Source organism: Komarekiella delphini-convector SJRDD-AB1, assembly GCF_014831675.1.
In the GTDB taxonomy this organism is placed as follows: Bacteria; Cyanobacteriota; Cyanobacteriia; order Cyanobacteriales; family Nostocaceae; genus Komarekiella.
In genome coordinates, this window is the sequence record NZ_VJXY01000010.1 from 147,460 (window position 1) to 173,544 (window position 26,085).

Below are 26,085 nucleotides of genomic sequence, written 5' to 3' on the forward strand. Positions count from 1 at the left end.
TTATTATTTGTCAAAAGACAAATGACAGAGCAAAAACTTTGATCCGAGGTTTCCTCGGATCAAAACTTTTCAATAGAGGACAAAATACCTAATAGTAGAATAGGGTACAGAAAGGCTGCACGGAAGGGAGGAAGGGAAATTGGATGAAATGAGGATGGCGCTAGAGCTAGCAACCGAAGAAGAATTACAAGATTTAACGGCAATTCTATTTAGTCGTAAATTCAATCCCTTAGACTATGTTCACACGCCCGAACCTATCGAAGTCCAAAGCCAAGACCGCAAAGCTTGGCTAGACGCACTAGAAGATCGCTTTCGCTTTTTAGCGGCAGATGGGATGACCGTATTGCGGGGACGCACAGAGCAGGTAACTTACCGACAAGCGCTAATTCAAGTATGTAAATATTTGAAAATTTCTTATTCTAATCAGCTGGCAACTGTTGATTTAGAAGCAGAGGTATTTTTGCATCTGCTTGGACAAGTGTGGAAAAAATTGCCTGAACAGGAAAAGCAAAAATTGACTGTGCGGGTACAGCGTCAGCTTGTCAACTCAGAACTCAAACAACCGCTGCCACTTTTATTACAACGTGACCCTTTGGGATTACTTTTCAAAGGCGGTAGTGCGCTGGCTGTCACTTCCCTCCTTCAACCACTCGTACTCAAACAAATCGCCCAGCAATTTGCCATACACTTTGCTACCCATGAAGTAGCCAAACAAACGGCAATCGCAGGCTCTCAAGCGGCTAAAGCACAGTTTCAAAACTATGTAGCTATGCAGATGGCCCGGCGGGGTATGACTTTGAGTGCCGCTCGTTATGGCGCAGTCCGTAGTATGTTTGCCGTGATCGGGCCGATGATGTGGGCTTGGTTTTTTGCGGATTTGGGATGGAGAGCGATCGCTACTAACTACGGTCGGATCATTCCTACCATTTTCGCCCTTGCACAAATTCGTCTCACTCGTGCTGAATGTTGGGAGCCAGCTTGAATAAGGCTTTTTATCATCCTGACCCTAGTTTACAATCCTCTTGGAACTTAACTCAATTGGGACTTTTGGTTTTTCCATTGAGTCCATTTTTGGGGGCTGTGGGTTTAGGTTTTGCAGTATTACTAACTTGGCTGCAACAATCTAGCATAATTAACCGCCGCCCCCTTAACTGGGGATTTGCTCTTTTGAGTGTATTGCTGATCATCACCGCTGGATTTGCCAATAACAAAACAGAGGCTTTCCTCGGTTTATTTAATTTCTTACCGTTTTTTTTAGTTTTCGTTGGTCTGAGTGCGCTGATTCAAACACCTGCTCAATTGCGACAAATGGCTTGGATTTTGGTTATTGGTTCCTTGCCGGTAGCAATTATGGGTTTGGGACAGTTGTTTTTGGGCTGGACTTTGCAGTTACAGTTTTTATGGATCGTCTTAGAGTGGGCGATCGCACCAGGAGGAGAACCACCAGGCCGCATGGCCTCAATCTTCATGCACGCTAACAGCTTCGCGGCTTACCTGGTAATAGTTTTTACTCTGGGATTGGGATTGTGGCTGGAAAACTATCAGCAATTAAGGGTTAAAAGTCAAGGGTTAAGAGGCAGAGGGGCAGAGGTGCGGAGGGGCAGAGGGGAAAGACTTACTGCAACTTCCCCCTTGCTCCCCTGCTCCCTTGCTCCCACTCCCCCACTCCTCCACTCTCTTCCTCTCCCCCTCCTCTTCTTAACTGTGGCAGAGATTACCAATTTCATTGCTTTGATTTTTACTAACTCGCGCAATGGGTGGGCGATCGCTATTTTTGCTTGTTTAGCTTACGCATTCTATCAAGGGTGGCGCATTCTTGTAGGTAGCGTCGTCGGTATAGTCACTAGCGTCCTTTTTGCGGCTTTTGCTCCCTCACCAGTCGCTCAATTTTTTCGCCAGATCGTTCCTGCTTTCTTTTGGGCGCGATTAAACGACGATATGTATCCAAATAGACCAGTTGCTTTAATGCGAAAAACTCAGTGGGAATTTGCTTGGTCTTTGACTCAGCAACATCCTTGGACTGGCTGGGGCTTACGCAGCTTTACAACACTCTACAAAACGCAGATGCAGATTCGCTTGGGTCATCCCCACAATTTGTTTTTGATGCTATCTGCGGAAACTGGTTTTCCAAGTACTTTTTTATTTTGCGGCTTACTAGGTTGGATTTTAATTGCAGGTTTCCAACTGCTGCGAAAGTCAAAATATATAGAAAAAGACCGACTGATATTTTTCAGTTATCTTTTGGTCTTTGTTGGGTGGCTACTATTCAACACAGTAGACATAACTTTATTTGATTTCCGTTTGAATTTGCTCTCGTGGTTGCTTTTAGCTGCTATTTGTGGAGTAGTCTATCACTATGATGATGACAAGCTTGTAGCTCATTAAAATCAGTAAGTTAAGTAATGGCGAGCAATGCTATTTAGAATAGCCATCAATTGTTTTTCAGTGTATGCACTGGGGACATTTAGAGTTTTAAATTAATACTATTACTGTATTCACATCTGTGAGTGTGGCTAATGCCGAATTAGTCACTGTTGCTGATTGTTGGGAAGGTGTAGGGACAGCCCTTATGGGGATTTTCCTACATCCGGGGCATCTCTCGTAGATGCCCTTTTATTTATTTTTTATTTTTTATAAATGAAGTATATTATTGCAAAATTTTAATTAATAAAAAGCGTAAATTTATTTATGAAATCATCATTGCACTCTTTGGTATTGTTATCTTCATTAGCTTTATTTACAATCAATTTTACTGTTTCTCAGCCTGCTAATGCAGCAATTGTATGTGAACCAGGAATTATTAATCGGTATTCAAATGGTTCGCTGGCAAATTGTTTACTTGGTCAGAATGTTACTGTTCAATTTTCTAGTTCTCATTCTGGGATATCCAATTTTCCCTGTAAAGCAAACAGTTATATATCGTTCGATGAAAAAGGACAGTTTAAAAGCTGCACAATTTCCGAGGAGAGCAAAATTAGAAAAAGTAATTCAGTTGAAACCTGCCTAGCAGAATTTCAAGTAGAAGTTTCAGTTTCAAATGATGGGAATCAATCTATTAGTTGTTGGCATTACTAGTGTTGAGAGGTTCGTAGTGAGCGATTTATCGCTCACTTTCAACAGTTATCAGTAAACGGTAAACAGTTATCAGTCAAGATAATTGAGTTTAAGGGGAATCACTATATCGGTGATCACCTCCAACTGAAAACTAATAACCCAAAGCTTATTAGTGGCAGGCGCTATCTGGCGGGTTTAAATCCCCCATCATACGCCTTGATAACTGTTTACTGTTTACTGTTTACTGATTTTGAAACTTGTTGCAGGCTACATTCGCATCAAGTAGTGACTGTGATAACCCCTATGATGTAAGCAATCGGTAAAATGAGTGTGTCGGTAATGAAAAAAAAGACGCCTCAGTAACCAACCTTATGCTCACTACAGCTAACTTTCTTCAGTACACCCAGTGGTCAGGTATCGCCACCTTGGTATTTGCTGCTTTAGCAGTTTTGGCTTTTATTCTCAAATGGGGCATCCGCTTTCGGCTTGTGGGTACGACTGGCTTCATGCTGGTGCTGACGGGTGGTTTATTTGCACTCTCATTAGCCCCTTTGAGTCGTACTGTTATTCCAGGAGCGGTGCGATTCAGTTTAGTTTATGACAATGGCGCAACACAAGCAGTGATTGCTATATCACCCGAAATTTCCCCTACACAATTAGATGCAACTTTACGTCAAGCAGCTAGTAATCTCTATTCTTATGGTCGCTTAGGTACAAGGCAAGATAATCAACTGACAGTTCGCGCCCGTACTATTATTCACCCAGAACCAGGCATTTCTGTACCAGTTTACTTAGGTCAAGTAAAGCGATCGCTGGTTTCTCGTGAAAATTCTGAAATGACAGTGGAAATTTACCCGGACAAATTCGCCCAATTGCCAAAACCTACCGCTTAATTTCGTCATGGGGTGGGGTTTGTTCTATATTTTCCCCATCTCCCATATTTCAGATTTTTACGGGCTTTTTACCTTCGTGTCTTAGTGTCTTAGTGGTTCAAAAGTCATCAATAATTGATTTATTACCAGGTTAATCTAATTTTTTTTGTACTTTATAATACAAAAATCTTTATTTTTATATTAAAATATTAATCTAATGATTCTGGTAAAAAGTTAATCAGTGTGCTGTGAATGGGCAATGGTTATTAAGAATACTCACCGATTCCTAAAGGCAATCAGGTGGAATGAATGAGCTCCCCTAAAGCCTAATTAGCGGTTATCGATAACTTTCCTAGGAATCTCAGAGTGATAATGTTAATTAATTATACGGTTATTCAAAATTTTGATAGTTCGGAATTTAAGGCTAATGTCAATCTTATCCAGCCACTTCGTCAAACGGCTCAACCAGTCAGCAACAGCCGAGTTGTATTTCATGACGACTGAAACCTAATTGAGTCAAGTGTAAACTCATAGTCATCTTGAAATCAGCGTGGCAACGCCGAATTTCTAGCCGCAAGTCTAATTTGATTAAGAAATATCAAGTTTTTGGCAAACTAGTTATATGCCTAATCAATCTTCTACTCAAACTGTGTCTACTCAAACTTCTAGTTCGTTATTTACACTCACAGTTGCCCCAGCCAAGGTAATCCGTGGTTCTAGCGTGTTGCAAACAGCCACAAAAGAGATTGCCCATTTGGGAAGTCGTCCCTTAATTGTGACAGGTGATACCTCACGGCAAGCGATCGCAAATTTACGCACTTTTGACAATAGTCAAAAGAGTTTGCAAAAAATTCTGGGAGAACAACAGTTAGATACTGCTCAAGCCTCCTATGGCGTGGATTGTTGCAAAGCTAGTTTGGAATCTTTACAGAAAACCGCAAAAGCACATCAAGCTGATGTGATTATCGGTGTAGGTGGCGGAAAAGCACTGGATACAGCTAAATTAGTCGCGCAGCAGTTGCAGTTACCAGTAGTGACAATTCCGACCTCGGCTGCTACCTGTGCAGCGTGGAGTGCCTTGTCAAATGTTTATTCACAAGCAGGAGCGTTTCTTTACGATGTCGCATTGTCTCGCTGTCCAGATTTATTAATACTCGACTACGACTTGATTCAAACTGCACCACAACGTACCCTGGTAGCTGGAATTGGTGATGCGATCGCTAAGTGGTACGAAGCTTCAGTGAGCAGCGGACACTCACAAGATACTTTAATCATTGCCGCAGTCCAACAAGCGCGAGTTTTGCGAGATATCCTGTTGCAAAAGTCAGCCGCCGCCCTCAAAGAACCTGGTAGCGAATGGCGAGAAGTTGTAGACGCTACCGTCTTACTGGCTGGGGTAGTTGGGGGACTAGGAGGGGCGCAGTGTCGCACCGTTGCAGCCCATGCCGTGCATAATGGTTTAACTCATATTTCAGGACATGGCAGTATTCACGGTGAAAAAGTTGCTTTTGGGATCTTGGTGCAGCTACGGTTAGAAGAAATGTTACAAGGCAATCAATTAGCTGCTGCGGCACGGCAACAGTTGTTAAAGTTTTATGCAGAAATTGGACTGCCACAAAAATTAAGTGATTTGGGGTTAGGCAATATCACATTAGGCGAATTGCAACGGTCGGCAGAAATTGCCCTATCTCCTAATTCTGACATCCATCGACTACCGTTTAAAGTCGCACCGGAACAGTTGATGGCTGCGATGGTTTCTACCACCGCACCAATAGATAGTAGAGACACGACGATTAATCGAGTCTCAATAAGAGGAATGAGTGATGAGGTTGAGGAATGAGTTTGAATTGGATAGTCCCAGCAGAACGTATACAAACACTGCCACCTTATGTGTTTGCCCGTCTAGATGAACTTAAAGCTAAGGCACGAGAACAAGGGCTAGATTTAATTGATTTGGGCATGGGAAATCCCGATGGCGCAACACCACAACCAGTGGTAGAAGCAGCGATCGCTGCTTTGAAAGATCCCGCTAATCACGGTTATCCTCCTTTTGAAGGCACTGCAAGTTTTCGTCGTGCCATCACTAACTGGTATCATCGGCGCTATGGTGTGGTTCTTGATCCCGATAGCGAAGCTTTGCCACTACTGGGTTCTAAAGAAGGATTGACCCATTTAGCGATCGCTTACATTAACCCTGGTGATGTAGTTCTGGTTCCTTCTCCCGCTTATCCTGCCCATTTCCGGGGCCCGGTAATTGCTGGTGGGAAAATCCACAGCTTGATTCTCAAACCAGAGAATGACTGGTTAATTGATTTAGCTGCTATTCCTGATGCTGTTGCTGAACAAGCCAAAATTCTCTATTTCAACTATCCCAGCAATCCTACAGCTGCCACCGCCCCCCGCGAATTCTTTGAAGAAATCGTCGCCTTTGCCCGCAAGTATGAAATTCTACTGGTGCATGATTTGTGTTATGCCGAGTTGGCTTTTGATGGTTATCAACCAACTAGCTTGCTAGAAATTCCTGGCGCGAAAGAAATTGGTGTGGAATTTCACACCTTATCTAAAACATATAATATGGCTGGTTGGCGTGTGGGGTTTGTGGTAGGGAACCGTCATGTAATTCAAGGTTTGCGAACTCTCAAAACCAACTTGGATTATGGCATTTTTGCCGCCTTGCAAACAGCAGCAGAAACCGCCTTACAACTGCCAGATGTTTATTTGCATGAAGTGCAACAACGCTACCGTACCCGCCGCGATTTTCTAATTCAAGGATTAGGACAATTGGGTTGGGATATTCCGAAAACGAAGGCGACAATGTATCTTTGGGTGAAGTGTCCTGTTGGTAGGGGTTCCACAGATTTTGCCCTCGATGTATTGCAGCAAACTGGCGTTGTCGTCACCCCAGGAAATGCCTTTGGAGTTGCGGGTGAGGGGTATGTGCGAATAAGTTTGATTGCAGACTGCGATCGCTTGGGTGAAGCTTTACATCGCTTCAAGCAAGCTGGCATCCGTTATCAGCCTGAAGCCCCACTTTCTAATTCAGAAGCGATCGCCGATCTGGTTAGTTGAATAGAGGAAGAAAACCCAACATTACATGACTAAAATTTTTGCTGATGATGTTTGATATCATGTAAAAAAGTAGAAAGAGTTAAAAATGATTGGTACGAATATTTACATCAGTCAAGAAACTCAAGACTCTCTAATTAAAGCTGCTGCTTTAAAAGAAATGTCTGTTGAAGAACTAGCTTCTTCTATTTTGAGGGAAAGTATTCAAGAAAAGTTTGGGCAAATTAGATACTCTTATGAGAATCAAGGCAAATTTGCCATTAATCCTCTTCTAAAAATGCAACCCTATGCTTATTTAGCAGATCCTAATGAACCTGCTATTTCTCCTGATGATTGGGAAATGAATCAAAATTTTGAAGTGAATGTGTGATCATTCTTGATACTCATATTTGGGTTTGGTGGAATCACAATGATTCAAGGTTGACTCTTCCACACCGTGAGGCAATAAATAAAGAAAGACCTCATGGTTTAGGTGTTTGCTCCATAAGTTTGTTAGAGATTAGCAGACTTGTTACCCAAAATAAGTTAATTCTTCCCTGTTCGATTCAAGAATGGTTTAATATTGCTTTGGCACAAGAAGGAGTGCTGATTCTATCAATTACTCCACAAATTGCCATTGATTCCTACTCACTTCCAGGTAATTTTCATAAAGATCCAGCCGATAGAATTATCGTTTCAACAGCAAGAATGTATGATGTTCCTTTGGTGAGTGTAGATGAAATAATACTTGCTTATTCTGATGTAAAAAGAATTTTCCCCTGATTGTTAAGTGTATGAATCGCTAATTTTACAGTGTAGGCGTTGCGCTCAAAAATTGGTAAATCCATAGAAGCATAAATAGCAATGCCCACGCTACAATCTCTGAAGCTGTATTCTCTGCTTCACAATAGAGATAGCATCTATTATCGAAATTTAATTCATGCAAATCCCTGCTACTACTATCCCTAATTTAATTGCTGCTGGCTTTCATGCCCTTTCCGATCCACTCAGAATTAGTGTGCTAGAACTACTACGACAGCAAGAACTGTGTGTGTGTGACTTGTGTGACGCCTTGGGGGTAAGTCAGTCAAAACTGTCTTTTCACCTGAAAACTCTCAAGGAAGCAGGCTTAGTTCACACCCGTCAGGAAGGGCGCTGGATTTATTACAGCTTGAATCTTTCCCAATTTAGGATTTTAGAGGAATATTTGGCGAATTTTCACCAGAAGCGTGTAGTTTTGCCTGCGCTTTCTCGCTGCGATTAGAGAGTTGATACTCGCACTTGGGAAACCTCTGCGGTGTTTATAAATACTGGCGCAGTCATGGTTAATGACCTCAGCAAAAGTATAACATCAAGTTTTATTGATGAATTTTTGTATATAGTAGTGCCCTAGTAATTGACATATCAAGTTTTTTTGAAATGATATAAATATACCTTCAATATCAAACATACAGGTGAGGTCAATGAAGGCAATACCAAAAAAACTGGCTCTCGCAGTTGGAATTTTGGCTTTTGCGACCAGTTGCACAGCCACTTCCGATTCATCAACTCAAACTCAGCCATCGTCAAAGGTGACACAAGTCACTGATTCCGCGAAGGTGACGACGATCAAGATAGATGGTTCGAGCACAGTCTATCCGATAACCCAGGCGATCGCTAAAGAGTTTCAAGCCGACTCTAAGAATAACGCCCAAGTTCAAGTGAACTTTTCTGGAACCAGTGGCGGATTTGAAAAATTCTGTGCTGGAGAAACAGATATTAGCAACGCCTCTCGACCGATTTTGAAAGCAGAGATGGAAGCTTGTAACAAAAATGGCGTGAGGTATTACGAGTTACCTGTTGCTTTTGATGCCCTTACCGTCGCCGTTAATCCGCAAAATGACTGGGCAAAAGACATCACCATTGCAGAATTGAAAAAGATTTGGGAACCTGCTGCTGAAGGGAAAATTACCCGTTGGAACCAGGTGCGTGCGTCTTGGCCAAATCGTCCAATTTCTTTATATGGTGCAGGCAAGAAATCTGGTACTTTTGACTACTTCACAGAGGCAGTAGTAGGCAAAGTTAGAGCTAGTCGCAACGATTACACAGCCAGCGAAGACGATGAAGTTTTAGTCAAAGGAATTAGTCAAGATCCGAATGCTTTAGGTTACTTTGGCTATGCCTATTACGAAGAAAACCAAGGTAAATTAAAAGCTATTGCAGTCAACAACGGCAAGGGTGCAGTGCTACCGTCGCGTCAAACAGTAGAAAAAGCCCAGTATCAGCCACTATCTCGACCTTTGTTTATCTACGCTAATTTTGAGTCTGCACAAAAGAAACGGCCAGTCAAAGAATTCGTAAATTTCTACATTGAAAAAGCACCAAAAATAGTTAGTTCTGTGGGCTATGTGCCTTTACCAAATGAAGGCTACTACTTGGATAATGTTCATTTTTATAATGGCAAGGTGGGAACAGTATTTGATGGGGAGGCTCAGCTGAATCTGACGCTTGGGGAGTTATTACGAAAACAAGCGAAGTTTTAGATAATGAAGTCATTTTTAAAAGAAGTTTCCCAGTGCAGACGGGAGGTTTTAGCAGAAGGAATTGGCACTTTTATTTTAGTATTTGCGGGTACTGGTGCAGTCATGGTAAATGACATAAGCCAAGGTGCTGTTACCCATATTGGTATTAGCTTTGTTTTTGGTGCGGTAGTTACTGCGTTGATTTACGGAATCGGGCATATTAGCGGCGCACACTTCAATCCAGCGGTGACACTAGCGTTTTGGAAGAGTGGTTTTTTGCCAAAACGGCGAGTTTTGCCGTACATTTTGGCGCAGTTAATAGGTGCGATCGCAGCTTCAGCTTTTCTGCTAATTAGTTTGGGAAGAGTTGCCAATTTAGGTGCGACTTTACCACTGAATGGTAATTGGTTGCAATCTTTGGTGTTGGAGTTTGTTCTCACCTTCATTTTGATGTTTATAATTTTTGGTTCTGGATTGGATCGCCGCGCACACATTGGCTTTGCTGGGTTGGCTATCGGGTTAACTGTGGGAATGGAGGCGGCGTTTATGGGGCCAATTACTGGTGCAAGTATGAATCCGGCGCGTTCTTTGGGCCCTGCTTTTGTGGGAGGAATTTGGCAGTATCACTGGGTTTATTGGGTTGCACCAATTTTAGGAGCGCAATTAGCAGTTGTAGTTTATGGGCAACTTTCTAATGGTTTTCGAGATTTTAATGAATAAGGGAAAGTGGGGTTTGTCATTTGAATATGAAAACTATCGAACCGCCAAGCCACCAAGAAAGAAATAGAGAATTTCATAAATCATTTAGGACGGCTATATAGGCGATGTCTACGACGAGCTTTGCTTAAGCAAACTTGAATAGCTGCTGTAACTATGCACAAGTAAATACAGAATTCTGATTTCAACTAAGAAGAAATTACGTGATTTAGAGCTTATTGATGATATTCATGGATGACATTCTTTGATGTTACAGAGCAAGCAGATTTATCTGTAGTATCAATCCAAAATCTGTCTTGAAAAGTTTGCTACAGAGGGAAACCCTCCTTACAAATTTCCGCAAAACCTAAAATGTAAAATTGAATGACCTCTTTTGATCATCCACCGAGAATATTGTTTTTATATGGCTCTTTGCGAGAGCGTTCTTATAGCCGCTTGTTAGCAGAAGAAGCAGCTAGGATTATTGAGGAATTTGGTGCAGAAGTTCGATTTTTTGATCCTCTTGATTTACCGATTCACAACAGTGTGCCGGACACTCATCATAAGGTACAGGAATTACGCGAATTGAGTATATGGTCTGAGGGTCAAGTGTGGTCTTCTCCTGAGATGCACGGCAATATTACTGGTATCCTCAAAAACCAAATTGATTGGATTCCTTTAAGTTTAGGAGCTGTTAGACCAACTCAAGGAAAAACTTTAGCAATCATGCAAGTAAGTGGTGGTTCTCAATCTTTTAATGCTGTGAATACGCTGCGAATTTTGGGGCGTTGGATGCGAATGTTTACGATTCCCAATCAATCTTCGGTGGCGAAAGCTTATCAGGAGTTTAACGAAGATGGAACTATGAAAAATTCACCTTACCGCGATCGCGTTATCGATGTGATGGAAGAACTCTATAAATTTACCTTGCTGTTGCGTGACAAGGTGGATTACTTAACTGATCGCCACAGCGAACGTAAGGAAAAAGCAGCGCAGGAAGCTATCAAGGTAGCGAATAGTGCGCTAGAAGTCAATAGCTCATCCCACCCATAAAAGGAGATGGGATAACACGAAAGACTGTTAACTGTTGACTGTTGACTGTTGACTGTTGACTGTTGACTGTTGACTGTTGACTGTTGACTGTTGACTGTTAACTGTTAACGGCGTTGGGGCGTCTTTCATCACCTACCGAGAATGAATGGGTTTTCCCGAAACCTTTTTATAAAAGTTTTCTTTTGTCAAATTATCAAGTACCAAAAATATCATGAAACGAGTAATGTTTGTTTGCAAGAAAAATTCCAGACGTTCCCAAATGGCAGAGGGTTTTGCTCGGACTTTAGGAGCAGGCAAAATTGCTGTTAGTAGTTCCGGGTTGGAATCAAGTCATGTAGACCCCAAATCTGTTGATATCATGTCGGAAATTGGTATTGATATTAGCAATCAGACATCAAAAGCTTTAAGTGATTTCAATCCCGAAGATTACGATGCGGTGATTTCTTTATGCGGTTGCGGGGTAAATTTACCCGAAGCTTGGGTGTTAAGAGATGTCTTTGAAGATTGGCAACTTGATGATCCAGAGGGACAATCAATTGAAACCTTTCGCCGCGTTCGTGATGAAGTTAAGGAACGAGTTGTCAAGTTAATTGAGTCCCTTAGTTAGCAGTCAACAGTAAACAGTCAACAGTAAACATTCAAGATAATTGGGTTTAAGGGGAATCACTACGGGGGCGAGTACTTGCAACTGAAAACTATTCAAGAAGGAAGAGGGAAGAAGAAATTCGTAAGAAGTTTAGTTTTAGGTTGGGGTTTTAAACCTTTATATCAAGAAGTTTGAAGAAATTCCTTCTTCCTACGAACTTCAAACTTCTTCCTTCGTTGATAACCCAAAGCCGATTAGTACGAGGCGCTATCTGATGGGTTTAAATCCCCTACCATACGACGTTAGGACTGATAACTGTTTACTGTTCACTGATTTAATTTATTCCCATGCTGAGCATGGGAATAAGAATAAGGTGAGTTAATTTTTGCAGGTCGATACAATCGAATTGTCGCTCGACGCAATCGCATTATCAGTTGTAGGGTGGGCATTACAATGCCCACCCTACTGTGGTCTATTCGTGTAAAACTTGCTGTAAGCTAGTTTGCGGGTGGCTATGACCATCAATCAGGTTCGCGATCGCGCGAATTAACTTAGCTGGCTCCACTGGCTTCGTGATATGCTGCTGAAATCCCGCAGCGATCGCCTGTTGATAATCAACCTCAGCAGCGTAAGCAGTTAGGGCGATCGCTGGCATTCCTCCCAAATCTGGTAGCATGGCTCTGATTTGACGCATCAGCATATAGCCATCTACGTCAGGCATGCCAATATCGCTTAACAGCAGATTTGGCTGGAACTGAGGTAGAGCGCGTAGTGCTTCCACAGCCGAAGCTACCTGGATTACCTCTGCACCAGACTGCTCTAAAATGAAAGCAATCAAATCTCGTGTATCATCCTCATCATCCACAAGCAGAACTTTCACCCCATTTAGATGCACAGAATCATCAGGTTGTCTACCAATCTCAAGGCTTTTGGAATTAATCTTCATTAGCGGTAGCATAACTGTAAAAGTTGCACCCTGTTCCTCACCTAAACTTTCTGCGTGAACTGTGCCGCCATGCAGCTCTACGATGTGACGAACAATCGCTAATCCTAAGCCTAGTCCACCGAATTTCCTGGTAGTTGCGCCGTCAGCTTGGCGGAAGTAGTCAAATACATAGGGTAAAAAGTCAGGGCTAATTCCCTTACCTGTATCACGCACTTGCAGTTGAGCCTGAGAACCAGAAGACGCTAAACTGATTTCTACCTGTCCGCCTTGGGGTGTAAACTTAATAGCGTTGGAAAGTAGATTCCAGATGACTTGCTGTAAGCGATTGGAATCACCCGCCACGTGTCCTATGTGCGGTTCAAAGACAGTTTGCAGATTAATTGATTTGGCTTCAGCGGCTAGACGCATGGTTTCTATGGCCGCAGCGATCGCAGATGTCAGATTCACCGGACTCACATTCAGGCTCAGTTTGCCTTGGAGAATGCGAGAGACATCCAGCAAATCTTCGATTAGTTGGGTTTGTAACTGGGCGTTACGCTCAATAGTTTCGAGGGCGCGATCAGTGGTTACTTGATCATACTTTTTAGTTCGCAGTAACTTTGACCAGCCCAGGATGGGGTTTAGTGGCGTACGGAGTTCATGGGAGAGAACTGCCAAAAATTCATCTTTGATTCGATTAGCTTGGACTGATTGCTCTTTTTGTCGCTGTAACGAAGCCATGAGATCAGCGCGTTCCAGAGCGATCGCCACCTGATCTGAGGTTGCTTGCAGCAGGGCAATTTCTTCTGGGGTAAAGTGGGTACGGGTGCGGCTGGCAAAGGAGAGTACGCCAAGCAACTTTCCTTGAGCAATTAACGGTTGACCTGCATAGGCTGTGATATTTAAAGAGTAGAGGATGTGTGCTCTTGGATGGGTAGAGTGCAGCACATCGTTGACGACAATTTGACGTTTTTCCTCTGCCACCACTCCGCACATTCCCTCATTAAATTCCAAGTATTCAATTGCTTGAAATACTTGCTCAGTGATGCCACTGTAAGCTACTAACCGCAGTTTTTGCTTATTCTCGTGCGTATCGATGAGATAGTGAAAGTAAAAATCCAAATCCATCTGCGCCGAGAGTTTACTAAACAAGCTGTTCATTAAATCTAACGGACGCTCTGTTGAAAGCAGATCACTGGCTGTTTCAGAAAGAAGCTTGAGTCGTTCACTGCGCTCTTGCAAGGCTTGCTCTGCAAGCTGACGTTCCCGAAGGGCGTGTTCACGTTCGGTGATGTCAACTGCCACTCCTCCCACTAAGTGATGCCCAGACGTATCGGCAACTGGAAACTGATATACCAAAAATTCGCCAAGTGTGCCATCTGTGCGTGGGGCCGACTCCATTGCCTCAACGACTTGATTTGTCTCGACAACCATTTTAATGTTATCGAGAAACGGCTGAGCGATTTGAGCAGGGTATAGCTCAAAGATATTTTTGCCGATCGCCTTGTTTGTTGATAAATTTAATGTCCGAAAATAAGTTTGATTCAGGTAGAGTACACGCCCATCTCCATCTGTAATCCAGGCGGCAGCTGGACTATTGTCCATAAAAGCTTGAAATCTCTCTTCACTTTGGCGCAGCGCTTTTTCAATATGCTTGCGTTCGCTAATATCAAGAATGAATGCAACTGATTTGTGCTTAGCTTCTCCTAACAAGGAGTAGCCAACTACAACCGACACATGAGAACCATCCGGGCGAATATATTCCTTCTCATAAGGAGTACAAGCTCCCTTAGCCTTGGCTTCGGCGATCGCTAGTTCATCTAAATAAAGGTACTCAGGGGGCGTCATATCAATCCAGCGTAGTCTACCTGCTTGGAGATCCTCACGGGTATAACCAACAATTCGCAAGAATTCATCATTGGCTTGACTGATGCCACCATCTACATCACCAAAGAGAATTCCCACAACATTCGCTTCCACAAAACTCCTGAGCTGCTCCTCACTAGCTTGAACCGCTGCTTCTGCTTGTTTGCGAGCTGTGATATTTATTATGCTCACCAATACACTGTCAAAATTAGCAGTTGGCGACGGAAATGTGATTGTAAACAGGATGTTAAGGCGCTCTCCTTGAAGAGTTTGCAGAATTGTTTCCGATTCAAAGTAAGTATCGCCATTAGTAATAGCTAAGAGTTCTTTGGCAAACACCTCTAGAGTTTCTGGTACAAATATTTGGTGAAGCGAAGCCAGAAGGTCGTTTTTTTCTTGAGCGCCAAACATTCGCATCGCTGCATTGTTTGTGTTGACAATTCTGACCATGCCAACTGCTTGTTGAATGAACTCAGGGTGTTCAGCAAAAAAGGTGCAAAAATTCTGGACGCCTTGCGCTTTTAAATTATCAAGTGCGGCTTTGACAAGAGAAAAATCTTGTTCAAAAATCGACACACCTGTGGCTTCAAAGATATAGCGGTATTTTTTCTCCTGTTCTTGAAGCGCCGCTTCTACCTGTTTGCGTTCACTGATATCTGTGGTGCTGCCAACTACGCGTATCGGTTGTCCATCAGCATCTCGCTGCACTACTAGCCCTTGATCTAGCACATAAATGTATTGATTTTCCTTGTTGCGAACTCGATACTCACTGACATAGCGATCGCTATTTGCCAAAACCACAGCTGCATCGTTCTGTATCTGCTGTAAATCCTTTGGATGGACAAGTTCACTCCACCAATTACTAGTTGGCTCAGCTTCGGCGAGGGAATAGCCCAAAATTCGCGTTAAACCTTCGGTTCTTTCAACGTTATTTTGCTCTAGATTCCAGTCATAGATTAGACAATTGACCGCTGCGGCTGCCAACTCAAAACGCTCGTTAGCTAACCTCAAGCGCTCCTCTTTCTCTTGCAAGGTTTGTTCTGTTAATTTGCGATCGCTCAAATCAATAACAAAGCCAATGAAAGTTTCTTGAGTGTCTCTTACAAAAGCAGAACCGACTAGAACAGGAACGCGAGAGCCATCTTTGCGAATGTATTCTTTTTCAAAAGGCTGGCATATACCGAGAGTTTTGAGTTCTTGCACTGAACTCTCACTCAAATGAAGATATTCAGGTGGGGTGATCTCGCGCCAGTTCAGGCGATGAGTGCATAAATCTTCTTGCGTGTAGCCGACCATTTTCAAAAAGGCATCATTTGCTTCAAGGATCGAGCCGTTGATATCGGTGACGATAACCCCAATGATGTTAGATTCTAGCAGTCGGCTAAATCGCATTTTGCTGTTTTGCAGCAACTTCAAGCTTGTCTCTGCCTTGCGTCTAGCAGTTCGCAACTCAGAGGAAAGTACAGTAATTAGAAAGGATACTAGGGAAAACGTGGTTAATCGTACTAAGATGCTCAAGCTAACAATCTCAAACGCGTAGACTGGCTCGATCAAAAAGTAAAAGACCACTAAAGCAGATAGAGCGATCGCTAACACTCCCGGAACTATGCCGCCATACCAGGCACTAACTGCCACAGCAGCATAAAATAATGTAAATACACTCGGCTCAAGGGCTGGCTGTAATAGTGGCGTCAGCAATAGCGCCGCTGTTACGGACAGAATCATTACACCATAGGTTAGTAACCGAGAGCGGATCATCAACATTTTTTCGGGTGCTGTTAGCGTCATTTCAGAAGTTCTCCCTCTGCTCCGCTTGTGATCGATACTGCCTCAGTAGTGTTTTGCCTGGTTCACCCATCTTCTGTAACATTTCTTCTATTAGCTTTAGTGCCATTTGTGATGGCATGGCATATCCGTTTTCCCAGCGATTGACTGTTCGCAGCGAAACGCCTAACTTAGCTGCAAACTTTTCTTGAGACAGATCGAGTTGCTGCCGAAGTTCACGGATTAAATCTGAGGTTTTGAGCGGCTTTTTTAATTCCATAGTAGGAATAATAGGACAAGTGTCGCGTCATTTGTCTCCAGCTTGGGGAAGAATTTGTGTAGTGTTGCGAAGACTTATTGAGGACATCACTGTATATTTAGGTTTTAACTAACACTTTGCCTTTCTAGTTTTTACCAAAATATCATCGCTTTTGGCAAAAAATACCTGATTTTTTAATTTTTGCAATTTATCTAGTTGTGCAGATATGTAGTTAATTTTACTCCTAGGGCAGGATGGCAATGGCAAAGCGATAAAGCTAGGATATGTTTTTAACAGTTAACAGTAAACGGTAAACAGTAAACATAATTGGGTTTAAGGGTAAGCATTATAGTGGCGCTCACTTGCAACTGAAAACTAATAACCCAAAGCCGATTAGTAGCAGGAGCTATCTGGCGGGTTGAAATCCCCCAACTGTTTACTGTTTACTGTTCACTGTTTACTGATTTAAATGTTGTAATTAATCAACAATCGGAAAAACTCCTAAACACTCAACGAGAAAAAGCTTCAGGTGAAAACTAATAACCCAAAGCCGACTAGTAGCAGGAGCTATCTGGCGGGTTGAAATCCCCCAACTGTTTACTGTTTACTGTTTACTGATTTAAATGTTGTAATTAATCAACAATCGGAAAAACTCCTAAACACTCAACGAGAAAAAGCTTCAGGTGAAAACTAATAACCCAAAGCCGATTAGTAGCAGGAGCTATCTGGCGGGTTGAAATCCCCCACTGTTTACTGTTTACTGTTCACTGTTTACTGATTTAAATGTTGTGATTAATCAACAATCGGAAAAAATCCTAAACACTCAACGAGAAAAAGCTTCGGGTGAAGGCTATAAATTTAGTTGGTTTGATTGGTTCTGTATCTGGTATCCTCCAGGCTGGTTGATTTTATTCAACCGCCACTGGCAACACTATCACGCTGATCCAGATGGTTGGAATTGGTTAGAATATGGATTATTTTTAATTCCTGGTGGATTTTATCTAGCATTGCTGATGCGTTGGTTGCGTCTTGGTTGTCGTTCACCAAGAACAGAAGTGGGAGAATTTAATCCCAAATATCAACAAGCATTTCGTGAAGAAGTTCTTGGTTTTATAGTTAAATATTATTTTCGTGGGGAATTGCAACAAATTGATAACTTGCCGCAAACAGGTTCGATGATTGTGGCGATGAATCATGCAGGGATGTGTTTTCCTTGGGACTTTTTGACCTTGGGTTATCTATTAGGCACACGAGGCTGGGTAGTACAACCTTTAGCAGGAGTATCATTATTTGAGCATCCTTGGGTGATTTGGTGGCTACCACCCAAATGGTCACAGGTTTTGGGTGCTGTGCGAGCAGAGTTAGGTGATTTTGAAAAGGCGATCGCAACTAACACCCAAGGTAAAATTCTTTTATATGCACCCGAAGGTTTACGCGGGCCTCTTAAAGGTTGGAGAAGACGTTATCATCTGCAAAAATTCGATGTCAGCTTTATTCAACTGAGCGATCGCTATCACATTCCTATTCTCCCAGTTGTTTGCATTGGTAGTGAAGCTTTACATCCTTGGACATTTAACCTCAAAAAGTTGCAGAGATTATTTAAATTACCATTCTTGCCATTCTCGCCTTTGATGCTGATCTTACTTTTGTTTCCCTCAATGGGAGTTTGGGCAATGAGATCACGTCTACGCTACTTTATTCAACCTTTTGAAAAGGATATTAATTCAACTAAAGGGCGTGCAGCAGCTTATCGGCAGGCACAACAATTACAGGAAAAACTGCAACTTCAACTTAATCATTTACTTGGGAAACCTACGAAGCGCTGAACTTGAACAAATATATCAGGAAACGCTAGGGGAGCAATAGTACTTGTCGTTAGTATTAGTTTAGTTGTGTATTGTCCATTTTTTAAGTCTCGAAATACTTGCAACTGAGCAGTTTTAAGATTAACAACCCAATATTCAGCAATGCCTGCTTGGGCGTAAATGTCTTTTTTCTCACCTAAGTCTTTACTCAGTGTGGCCTTAGAGAATTCGATAATCCAGAAGATGTCTTCGGGGTAAGGATGGTGTTCTAAGTATACCTCGCCTAAAGGTTTGACAATGGCAACATCAGGAACGGGTTCTGAGTTATTGAGGAGAGTGATGGGTTTAGCATCACGGATTTTTGCCCGTTCACCGAGTAGTGTTCGCAGATAATCTGCTGCTTCTGTGTTGTAGTAGGCGTAAGGTTCTCGTTCTGGGGGCATAACGATCAGTTCTCCACGCCATAGTTCAATGGGCTGATCCTCAAAAATGCCAGCTTCTATTGCTCGGTGATAGCGTTCAATTGTCCATTTGTAGGTAGTTACAGTCATGACACTTGGTTTAGCCTTTGTTCTACCACTAGACAAGAGGATTAGTTTGATTTTATTTTATAGGACAAATTCACCCAACTAGCGATCATACTAAACTGACTCCACTGAGGAAGCGCCGAAGCGATAGCCTTTGCCGTATACAGTGTGAATCAATTGAGTTTCTCTACCCACCTCAATTTTACGGCGCAGTAGGCGAATTAATGCCGCTATGACGTTGCTACTGGGTTGCTCGTCATCTTGCCACAAATTTTGCAAAATCTGGGCGTGAGTTAGCAGTTGTCCAGTGTTTTCCATAAAATATTGTAGTAGCTGGCTTTCTTTTTGCGATAGTTCAATGATGCGTCCTTGACGATAAGCCACTTGATTTTCATAATCAAGTTCTAAATCCGCTACAGTCAGCCTTCCACTGATAGTGTCAAAGGTTTGGGAACCAGAACGACGCAACAAAGCACGGACTCGTGCTAGTAACTCCCGTAGTTCAAACGGTTTCACCAAGTAGTCGTCCGCACCAGCATCTAAACCTTCTACACGATCATCTAGAGTATCTTTGGCTGTGAGAAACAGAACCGGAGTTGTTTTACCTTGGCGTCGCAATTCCTGACAAATCTCTAACCCCGTTTTTCCAGGCAGCATCCAATCTAAAATTAAGAGATCATAATTGCCTGCTTGTGCATGTTCGCTACCGCTTGTCCCATCATAGGCGGCATCCACACTATAACCCTCGCGACTTAACAAACGACTTAGGGGGCCAGTTAATTCAACTTCATCGTCAACTAATAAAATTCTCATGCTGCTTGTGGTAAGCATATAGAGATATTCTCATTAATGAACCGCGCCAGTCATCATCGTAACGGAAACCGCCAAGACGGTGACTGGACTCGTCGAAACGCCAACAAGGATACTAATAAAAAGTATGTTGACAGTTGCATTGCCAAAAGGGGAACTACTTAAAAATAGCATCCGCCTGCTACAATCTGTAGGATTAGATTTTAGCGCCTTTTTAGATTCAGGAACTCGCCAACTACAAATTCCTGATGCTACCGGACTTGCCAAAGGGCTGCTAGTACGAGCGCAGGATGTGCCAGTTTATGTAGAATATGGTCAGGCACAACTGGGTGTTGTTGGTTACGATGTGCTGCGAGAAAAACAGCCGCAAGTTGCACATTTGGTAGATTTGCAGTTTGGGCATTGTCGGATGTCGGTAGCGGTAAAAGCATCTAGTTCTTACCGATCGCCTTTAGATTTACTACCCCATGATCGAGTAGCTTCTAAATATGTAAATTGCGCTCGTGAATATTTCCATAGTTTAGATTTACCTGTAGAAATAGTACCACTGTATGGTTCAGTAGAACTAGGGCCAATTACAGGCATGTCCGAGGCGATCGTCGATTTGGTTTCTACGGGGCGGACTTTGCGAGAAAATGGTTTGGTTGAGATTGCCACTTTGTATGAAAGTACAGCCCGATTAATTGCTCATCCTCTGAGTTATCGCCTGAATACGGGTAATCTCAGCGATTTAATTAGCAAGCTGCGAGAGGCGTCAACAGTAAACAGTAATCAGTCAACAGTAATCAGTAATCAGTCCTGATGGCGGATGGTGGTGAATTTATACCTGTTAGATAGCGCCTACCACTAATCGGCTTTGGGTTATTAGTTTTCAGTTGCAAGCGATCGCTCTTTTATATGATGTCCGCCAAATCAGCCATAATAAGCAGTTTGTAGTGGAGACTTCAGTCCCCAAAGTCAGGACTAAAGTCCTGACTACAAACGAACATTCTTACTCAGCTTGATTAATCGGACATGATATTAGTGGTTCTACTTAAACCCAATTATCTTGACTGATTACTGATTACTGTTAACTGTTTACTGTTAAATAGGACTACAGCGTTATAGCGATCGCATAGATACCGACAAATCTAGAATTGTTGATTTTTCAGTCTCAATAGCAAAACTGTATCCCGGTGTCAATGTACGTTAAACTTTTAGAACATAGACACAAAAAAAGTTTGAAAATCAAAAGGCAACTCTCGAAACTCAGAATGTGGGTTGCGATTATGTATTGTTTTTCTTTTTACCAAACTTAAATAGACAGCATACTTTGATTTATTAATAAAAGTTAATGAAAGCTGAACGCACTGATGAAGCGGCGAGACTAGAAGCTCTCCGCCAATATCAAATTCTTGACACAGAACCCGAACCAGCCTACGACAGTCTTGCCCAATTAGCCGCATATATTTGTGGCACTCCCATCGCCTTGGTGAATTTCATTGACGAACATCGTCAGTGGTTTAAGGCGAGAGTCGGCTTAGATGTACCAGAAATGCCTCGGAATGTTGGGTTATCTTACCTTTGTCAAGAACGGCGCGACATTGTGGTAGTTACAGATACATTAGCCGACGAAAAGTTGGCAAATAATCCGGTAGTGACAGCCGATCCTTATGTGCGATTTTATGCAGGTGTGCCCCTGATCACTCCCAAGGGAGATGTATTAGGAACTCTGTGTGTGCTTGACCGAGTTCCACGGGAACTGAGCCAAAAACAAATAGAGGCACTTCTAGCTTTGAGTCGTCAAGTGATTAGCCAGCTAGAACTAAGGCGAAACTTAGCTGAAGTATCCCGTTATGCTGAGGAAGTAAAGCAAACTGAAACATCCTTACTTGAGAGCGAACAACGGTTGAAGCTAGCATTGCAGACTGCTAGACTCGGTTCCTGGCAACTTGATCTGAAAACAGAGGAATTGTCTGCATCTAATCAATGCAAGGTCAACTTTGGATTGCCCACCGAAGCTGAGTTTTCCTATGGTATGTTGTTTGAACGTATTCATCCCGACGATCGCGCCTATGTGCAGGAGTCTGTGAAACAAGCTTTGGAAAATAAGACAGATTATCAGGCAGAGTACCGCAATATCTGGTCTGATGGCAGTGTTCACTGGATGTTAGCACGGGGTCGAGGAGTTGACGAGGTTAATGACCCAACTCGGATGATAGGTGTCACACTTGATATTACTGAGCGCAAGCAGGTAGAAGAGGAATTAAAGCGGCAGAATCGGCGATCGCAACTATTCGCGCAAATTACTGTAAAAATTCGAGAAACTTTACAAATAGAGGAAATTCTCCAGACCACAGTTACAGAGGTACAAAAACTACTACAAGCTGACCGAGTATTGGTTTTTCAACTGTGGGCTGATGGTTCGGGAACAGTGGTACAAGAGGCAGTGCTACCTGGTTGGCCAGTAATGCTGGAAAAAAATCTTTTTGACCCCTGCTTTAAAGAAGAATACCTGGAGAGATATCGCCAAGGAAGAGTCAGTGCGATGGAAGACATTGAAAGCGCTCATATTCAACCTTGCCATCGAGAATTTCTGCAACAGTTTGGTGTCAGATCTAACCTCGTAGTACCGATTCTTGTCAGGGAAGGCATTTGGGGCTTGTTGTTAGCTCATCAGTGTGCCACCCCCCGCAGGTGGAATAGCTTTGAGATAGAGTTATTACAGCAACTAGCTAACCAAATTGGCATTGCTATATCCCAAGCACAATTGTTAGAAAAAGAAACTTGCTACAGTCAGGAACTCGCTCGTTCTAATGCCGAATTAGAACAATTTGCCTATGTGGCCTCCCATGACTTGCAAGAGCCGTTGCGGATGGTGACTAGTTATTTACAACTGCTAGAGCACAGATATAAAAGCAAACTAGATGCCAATGCCGATCAGTTCATCGCTTACGCTGTAGACGGGGCACACCGAATGCAGACTCTAATCAACGAGCTATTGAAATATTCGCGTGTTAGCACCCGTGGACAGCCCTTTGTACCAGTTGATTGTAATGCTGTTTTCAAGCAGGCGATCGCTAATCTGCAAGTGGCGATCGAAGAGAGCGGTGCAGTTATTACCCATGACCCCTTACCCGAAGTGATAGCTGATGCTACTCAACTGACACAGGTTTTCCAAAACCTCATTAGCAACGCCATCAAATTCCGCCAAAATCTAACTCCACAAATTCACATCGGGGTAGTCAAAGGGGGTGTAGACGCGGATAGACAAAGTTTAAATGTTATCCCAGCAAAAGATGAATGGTTGTTTTGGGTGCGCGATAATGGAATTGGTATAGAATCCCAGTATGCCGAACGCATTTTCGTAATTTTTCAGCGCTTGCACGGTAGAACCAAGTATCCCGGTACTGGAATCGGTCTAGCAATTTGTAAAAAAATTATTGAACGTCACGGCGGCAATATCTGGGTTGAGTCGGAACCGGGCCAAGGCTCGATTTTCTACTTCACAATTCCAGATAAAGCAGGTAAACAATCGTGAGTGTAAAATCAGCGATTATGCCTATAGAGGTTTTGTTAGTAGAAGACAATCCTGGCGATGCCCAACTCACGCGGATCGCCCTGGAAGATAGCAAAATCTCAATTCATCTAAATGTGGTCGAAGATGGAGTAGAGGCAATGGCGTTTCTACGAAAACAGGAAAAATATGCGACAGCAGCACATCCAGACATTGTACTACTTGATTTGAACCTGCCCAAAAAGGACGGACGGGAGGTACTAGCAGAAATCAAAACGGATATAAACCTTAAACGTATTCCTGTAGTAGTTCTAACGACTTCCCAAGCCGAAGAAGATATCCTTAAAGCCTATAACCTCGCTGCCAACTGCTACATAACTAAACCAGTTGACTTCGATCAATTCGTTAAAATTGTACAATCCATAGAAAATTTTTGGTTTGCAATCGTAAAACTGCCACCGGAGTGATGGTAATGGCAGCTAAAATCATTAAAGTTTTGTTAGTAGAAGACAACCCTGGTGATGTCTTATTGTTACAAGAGTTTTTAAAAGAAGTTACCACAACTAGGGTTGAATTAATGCTCGTTGAGTCGCTTGCTCAAGCGCTCAATTATTTAGCAAAAGAAAGTTTTGATGTAATTCTGTTAGACCTATCGTTACCAGATAGCCAAGGGCTGGAAACCTTTGTCAAAACTCATCATCAAACAAAAGCAACTCCGATTATCGTATTGACAGGTATAAACGATGAAACCCTAGCAATTAGGGCCATGCAGGAGGGAGCGCAGGATTATTTGGTGAAAGGGCAAGTGACTGGCGATTTGCTGGTACGCTCCATGCGTTATGCAATTGAGCGTCAACGAGCAGATGAGGCACTGCGCCATAGTGAGGAGCGATTTCGGGTCGCTCTGAAAAATTCCCCAATCTTTGTCTACCACCAGGATAGAGAGTTACGTTATACCTGGGTTTATAACCCTTTCTCTGGGTTAACTATTGAAAACATGTTGGGCAAATATGACTCGGATATCATGCCTGCTGAAGATGCCCAACATCAGATCGTGATTAAAAATGGAGTGCTGACTACTGGCATAGGTACGCGAGAAGAAGTATCTATTACCACTGCAACTGGAACTCGATATTACGATTTGACAGTAGAGCCATTGCGGAATGAATGGCAAGAAGTTGTAGGAGTAACTTGCGCTAGTATCGACATAAGCGATCGCAAACTGGCTGAAGAAAAAATTCGTGAACAAGCAGCATTACTTGATGTCACCACTGATGCAATTTGCGTGCGAGATTTAAACAATCAAATTCTCTTTTGGAACAAAGGCGCAGAAACACTTTACGGTTGGCGAGCTCAAGAGGTCTGGGGCAAAAATGCCAGTGAGCTTTTGTATGACGAACATTCACCAGAAATGGAAACGGCTCTATTGCAAGTCATCAGCAAAGGTAAGTGGCAAGGCGAGTTAACTAAACTTACCAAAACTAACAAAGAAGTTCTTGTAGCCAGTCGTTGGAGTTTAGTGTGCAATCAACAAGGGAGTCCCAAATCAATTCTCACTGTTGACACAGATATTACCGAGAAAAAACAACTCGAAGCTCAATTGTTTCGTGCCCAACGTTTGGAAAGTATTGGCACTCTGGCTAGTGGCATTGCTCACGACCTCAATAATATCTTGACGCCGATTCTGGCGGGTGCACAACTGCTACCGCTGAAATTTCCCGATGCTGATGAGCGGACTCGGCATCTCTTAGAAATTCTGGAAATGAACGCTAAACGTGGAGCTGATTTAGTCAAGCAGGTTTTATCCTTCGCGCGGGGTGTGGAAGGGAAGCGCATCACTTTGCAACTTAGACATCTGATTATAGAACTTGCCAAAATTCTCAAAGAGACATTGCCAAAATCCATCGAAATCCTTACTGATGTACCACAAGATTTGTGGACGATTTCTGGAGATAGCACCCAAATCCATCAAGTAATGATGAATCTCTGCGTCAATGCCCGTGATGCCATGCCTAATGGCGGCACTTTAAAAATCTCTGCTGAAAATGTGTTTTTTGACGAAAATTATGCCCGAATGAACCTGGAAGCCAAAATTGGGCCATACGTAGTGATTACTGTTTCCGATACCGGAATTGGCATTCCTGCGGAAATCTTAGATAGAATTTTCGAGCCATTCTTTACTACAAAAGAAGTGGGAAAAGGCACAGGTTTGGGACTTTCTACCGTGATTGGGATCATCAAAAGCCACGGAGGTTTTGTAAATGTATATAGTGAAGTAGGAAATGGCACTCGTTTTCATGTATATTTACCAGCCGCAGAGGGAATGGAAAAACTCAGCCTTGAAAGCTGGACACTGCCCAAAGGTCATGGAGAATTGATTCTGGTTGTGGATGATGAACCCGCCATTCAAGAGATTACTAGAACATCGCTGGAAACTCACAACTATCAGACCATAATTGCTGATGATGGCATTGAGGCGATCGCACTATACGCCAAACACATGGACAAAATTAGCGCTGTGCTGATGGATATCATGCTACCGACACTAGATGGTTTAACCGCCATCCGTACCTTACAAAAAATTAATCCACAAGTCAAAATCATTGCTACCAGCGGACTCATGTCTAACAATAAGATCAGCACAATAGCTGATATTGGTGTCACTACGTTTTTGCCAAAACCTTATACTGTCAATGAATTATTGCTTGCTTTACAGAAAGTAATGTCGTGACAGGCTGCTTTGTCCAAATAGAGCGATCGCTGGGAATTGCTATGATTGAGCATCGATTAACATCCTTTTCTTAGCTTTTTTTGAGGCAGCAAGGC

The 26,085-nt window shown here is 42.7% G+C and carries 22 protein-coding genes; 18 read left to right on the forward strand and 4 right to left on the reverse strand.

Annotation, left to right across the window (positions count from 1 at the left end; translation table 11 throughout):
* Positions 1–139: 139 nt before the first annotated feature.
* The 13 genes from FNW02_RS11825 (at position 140) to arsC (ending at position 11,828) form a co-directional block, all read left to right on the forward strand.
* A complete protein-coding gene (locus tag FNW02_RS11825) occupies positions 140–982 on the forward strand; it encodes a YaaW family protein (RefSeq protein ID WP_191757741.1) in 843 nt (280 codons plus the stop codon).
* Positions 964–2,385, forward strand: a complete 1,422-nt coding sequence (locus tag FNW02_RS11830; RefSeq protein WP_191757742.1) for an O-antigen ligase family protein — start codon at positions 964–966, stop codon at positions 2,383–2,385. The genes FNW02_RS11825 and FNW02_RS11830 overlap by 19 nt, the downstream gene beginning before the upstream one ends.
* Before the next feature lie 1,040 nt (positions 2,386–3,425).
* Positions 3,426–3,947, forward strand: coding sequence for a Ycf51 family protein (locus FNW02_RS11835; RefSeq protein ID WP_191757743.1), 522 nt, complete (start codon positions 3,426–3,428; stop codon positions 3,945–3,947).
* Positions 3,948–4,298: 351 nt separating this feature from the next.
* Positions 4,299–4,430: a hypothetical protein gene (locus FNW02_RS39535; protein ID WP_263627731.1), complete on the forward strand. Its 132-nt coding sequence runs from the start codon at positions 4,299–4,301 to the stop codon at positions 4,428–4,430.
* A gap of 118 nt (positions 4,431–4,548) precedes the next feature.
* Positions 4,549–5,766 (forward strand): iron-containing alcohol dehydrogenase family protein, encoded by a 1,218-nt coding sequence (locus tag FNW02_RS11840; protein ID WP_191757744.1) that lies wholly within the window; start codon positions 4,549–4,551, stop codon positions 5,764–5,766.
* Entirely contained in the window at positions 5,763–6,995 is a 1,233-nt protein-coding gene (locus tag FNW02_RS11845; RefSeq protein WP_191757745.1) for an aspartate aminotransferase, read from the forward strand. Before FNW02_RS11840 ends, FNW02_RS11845 begins: the two co-directional genes overlap by 4 nt.
* 85 nt (positions 6,996–7,080) lie before the next feature.
* Complete coding sequence (locus FNW02_RS11850) at positions 7,081–7,362, forward strand: hypothetical protein (protein ID WP_191757746.1); 282 nt, start codon at positions 7,081–7,083, stop codon at positions 7,360–7,362.
* The gene (locus tag FNW02_RS11855) at positions 7,359–7,754 is read left to right on the forward strand and encodes a PIN domain-containing protein (RefSeq protein ID WP_191757747.1); all 396 of its coding nucleotides are present in this window, start codon (positions 7,359–7,361) and stop codon (positions 7,752–7,754) included. Before FNW02_RS11850 ends, FNW02_RS11855 begins: the two co-directional genes overlap by 4 nt.
* Before the next feature lie 157 nt (positions 7,755–7,911).
* Positions 7,912–8,235, forward strand: coding sequence for an ArsR/SmtB family transcription factor (locus tag FNW02_RS11860; RefSeq protein WP_191757748.1), 324 nt, complete (start codon positions 7,912–7,914; stop codon positions 8,233–8,235).
* 199 nt (positions 8,236–8,434) lie between these two features.
* Positions 8,435–9,493 (forward strand): PstS family phosphate ABC transporter substrate-binding protein, encoded by a 1,059-nt coding sequence (locus FNW02_RS11865; protein WP_191757749.1) that lies wholly within the window; start codon positions 8,435–8,437, stop codon positions 9,491–9,493.
* 3 nt (positions 9,494–9,496) lie between these two features.
* A complete protein-coding gene (locus FNW02_RS11870) occupies positions 9,497–10,192 on the forward strand; it encodes an MIP/aquaporin family protein (RefSeq protein ID WP_191757750.1) in 696 nt (231 codons plus the stop codon).
* 360 nt (positions 10,193–10,552) lie between these two features.
* On the forward strand, positions 10,553–11,221 hold the full coding sequence (arsH, locus tag FNW02_RS11875) for an arsenical resistance protein ArsH (RefSeq protein ID WP_191757751.1): 669 nt from the start codon (positions 10,553–10,555) through the stop codon (positions 11,219–11,221).
* A 211-nt stretch (positions 11,222–11,432) separates the two neighbouring features.
* Positions 11,433–11,828 carry an arsenate reductase, glutathione/glutaredoxin type gene (gene arsC, locus FNW02_RS11880; RefSeq protein ID WP_191757752.1) on the forward strand — a complete coding sequence of 132 codons (396 nt, stop codon included), beginning with the start codon at positions 11,433–11,435 and terminating at the stop codon, positions 11,826–11,828.
* 451 nt (positions 11,829–12,279) lie between these two features.
* Here arsC and FNW02_RS11885 read toward each other — a convergent pair whose 3' ends face one another.
* Complete coding sequence (locus FNW02_RS11885; protein WP_191757753.1) at positions 12,280–16,386, reverse strand: PAS domain S-box protein; 4,107 nt, start codon at positions 16,384–16,386, stop codon at positions 12,280–12,282.
* Between the two features lies 1 nt (position 16,387).
* On the reverse strand, positions 16,388–16,642 hold the full coding sequence (locus tag FNW02_RS11890) for a helix-turn-helix domain-containing protein (protein WP_191757754.1): 255 nt from the start codon (positions 16,640–16,642) through the stop codon (positions 16,388–16,390).
* A gap of 767 nt (positions 16,643–17,409) precedes the next feature.
* Between FNW02_RS11890 and FNW02_RS11895 the strand changes: the two genes are divergently transcribed.
* Positions 17,410–18,447, forward strand: a complete 1,038-nt coding sequence (locus tag FNW02_RS11895) for a 1-acyl-sn-glycerol-3-phosphate acyltransferase (RefSeq protein WP_191757755.1) — start codon at positions 17,410–17,412, stop codon at positions 18,445–18,447.
* On the opposite strand, the gene FNW02_RS11900 is transcribed toward FNW02_RS11895, so the two are convergent.
* Together FNW02_RS11900 and rppA are read right to left on the reverse strand one after the other, a co-directional pair.
* Positions 18,417–18,977, reverse strand: coding sequence for a Uma2 family endonuclease (locus FNW02_RS11900; protein WP_191757756.1), 561 nt, complete (start codon positions 18,975–18,977; stop codon positions 18,417–18,419). The two genes, FNW02_RS11895 and FNW02_RS11900, sit on opposite strands and share 31 nt — an antisense overlap.
* 90 nt (positions 18,978–19,067) lie before the next feature.
* Complete coding sequence (gene rppA / locus FNW02_RS11905) at positions 19,068–19,766, reverse strand: two-component system response regulator RppA (protein WP_191757786.1); 699 nt, start codon at positions 19,764–19,766, stop codon at positions 19,068–19,070.
* A 124-nt stretch (positions 19,767–19,890) separates the two neighbouring features.
* Between rppA and hisG the strand changes: the two genes are divergently transcribed.
* The 4 genes from hisG (at position 19,891) to FNW02_RS11925 (ending at position 25,990) form a co-directional block, all read left to right on the forward strand.
* Positions 19,891–20,565, forward strand: a complete 675-nt coding sequence (gene hisG / locus FNW02_RS11910) for an ATP phosphoribosyltransferase (protein WP_191757757.1) — start codon at positions 19,891–19,893, stop codon at positions 20,563–20,565.
* A 531-nt stretch (positions 20,566–21,096) separates the two neighbouring features.
* Complete coding sequence (locus FNW02_RS11915; RefSeq protein ID WP_191757758.1) at positions 21,097–23,283, forward strand: GAF domain-containing sensor histidine kinase; 2,187 nt, start codon at positions 21,097–21,099, stop codon at positions 23,281–23,283.
* 17 nt (positions 23,284–23,300) lie between these two features.
* Entirely contained in the window at positions 23,301–23,726 is a 426-nt protein-coding gene (locus tag FNW02_RS11920; protein WP_225225600.1) for a response regulator, read from the forward strand.
* Positions 23,727–23,731: 5 nt separating this feature from the next.
* Positions 23,732–25,990: a hybrid sensor histidine kinase/response regulator gene (locus FNW02_RS11925; protein ID WP_191757760.1), complete on the forward strand. Its 2,259-nt coding sequence runs from the start codon at positions 23,732–23,734 to the stop codon at positions 25,988–25,990.
* Positions 25,991–26,085 lie beyond the last annotated feature (95 nt).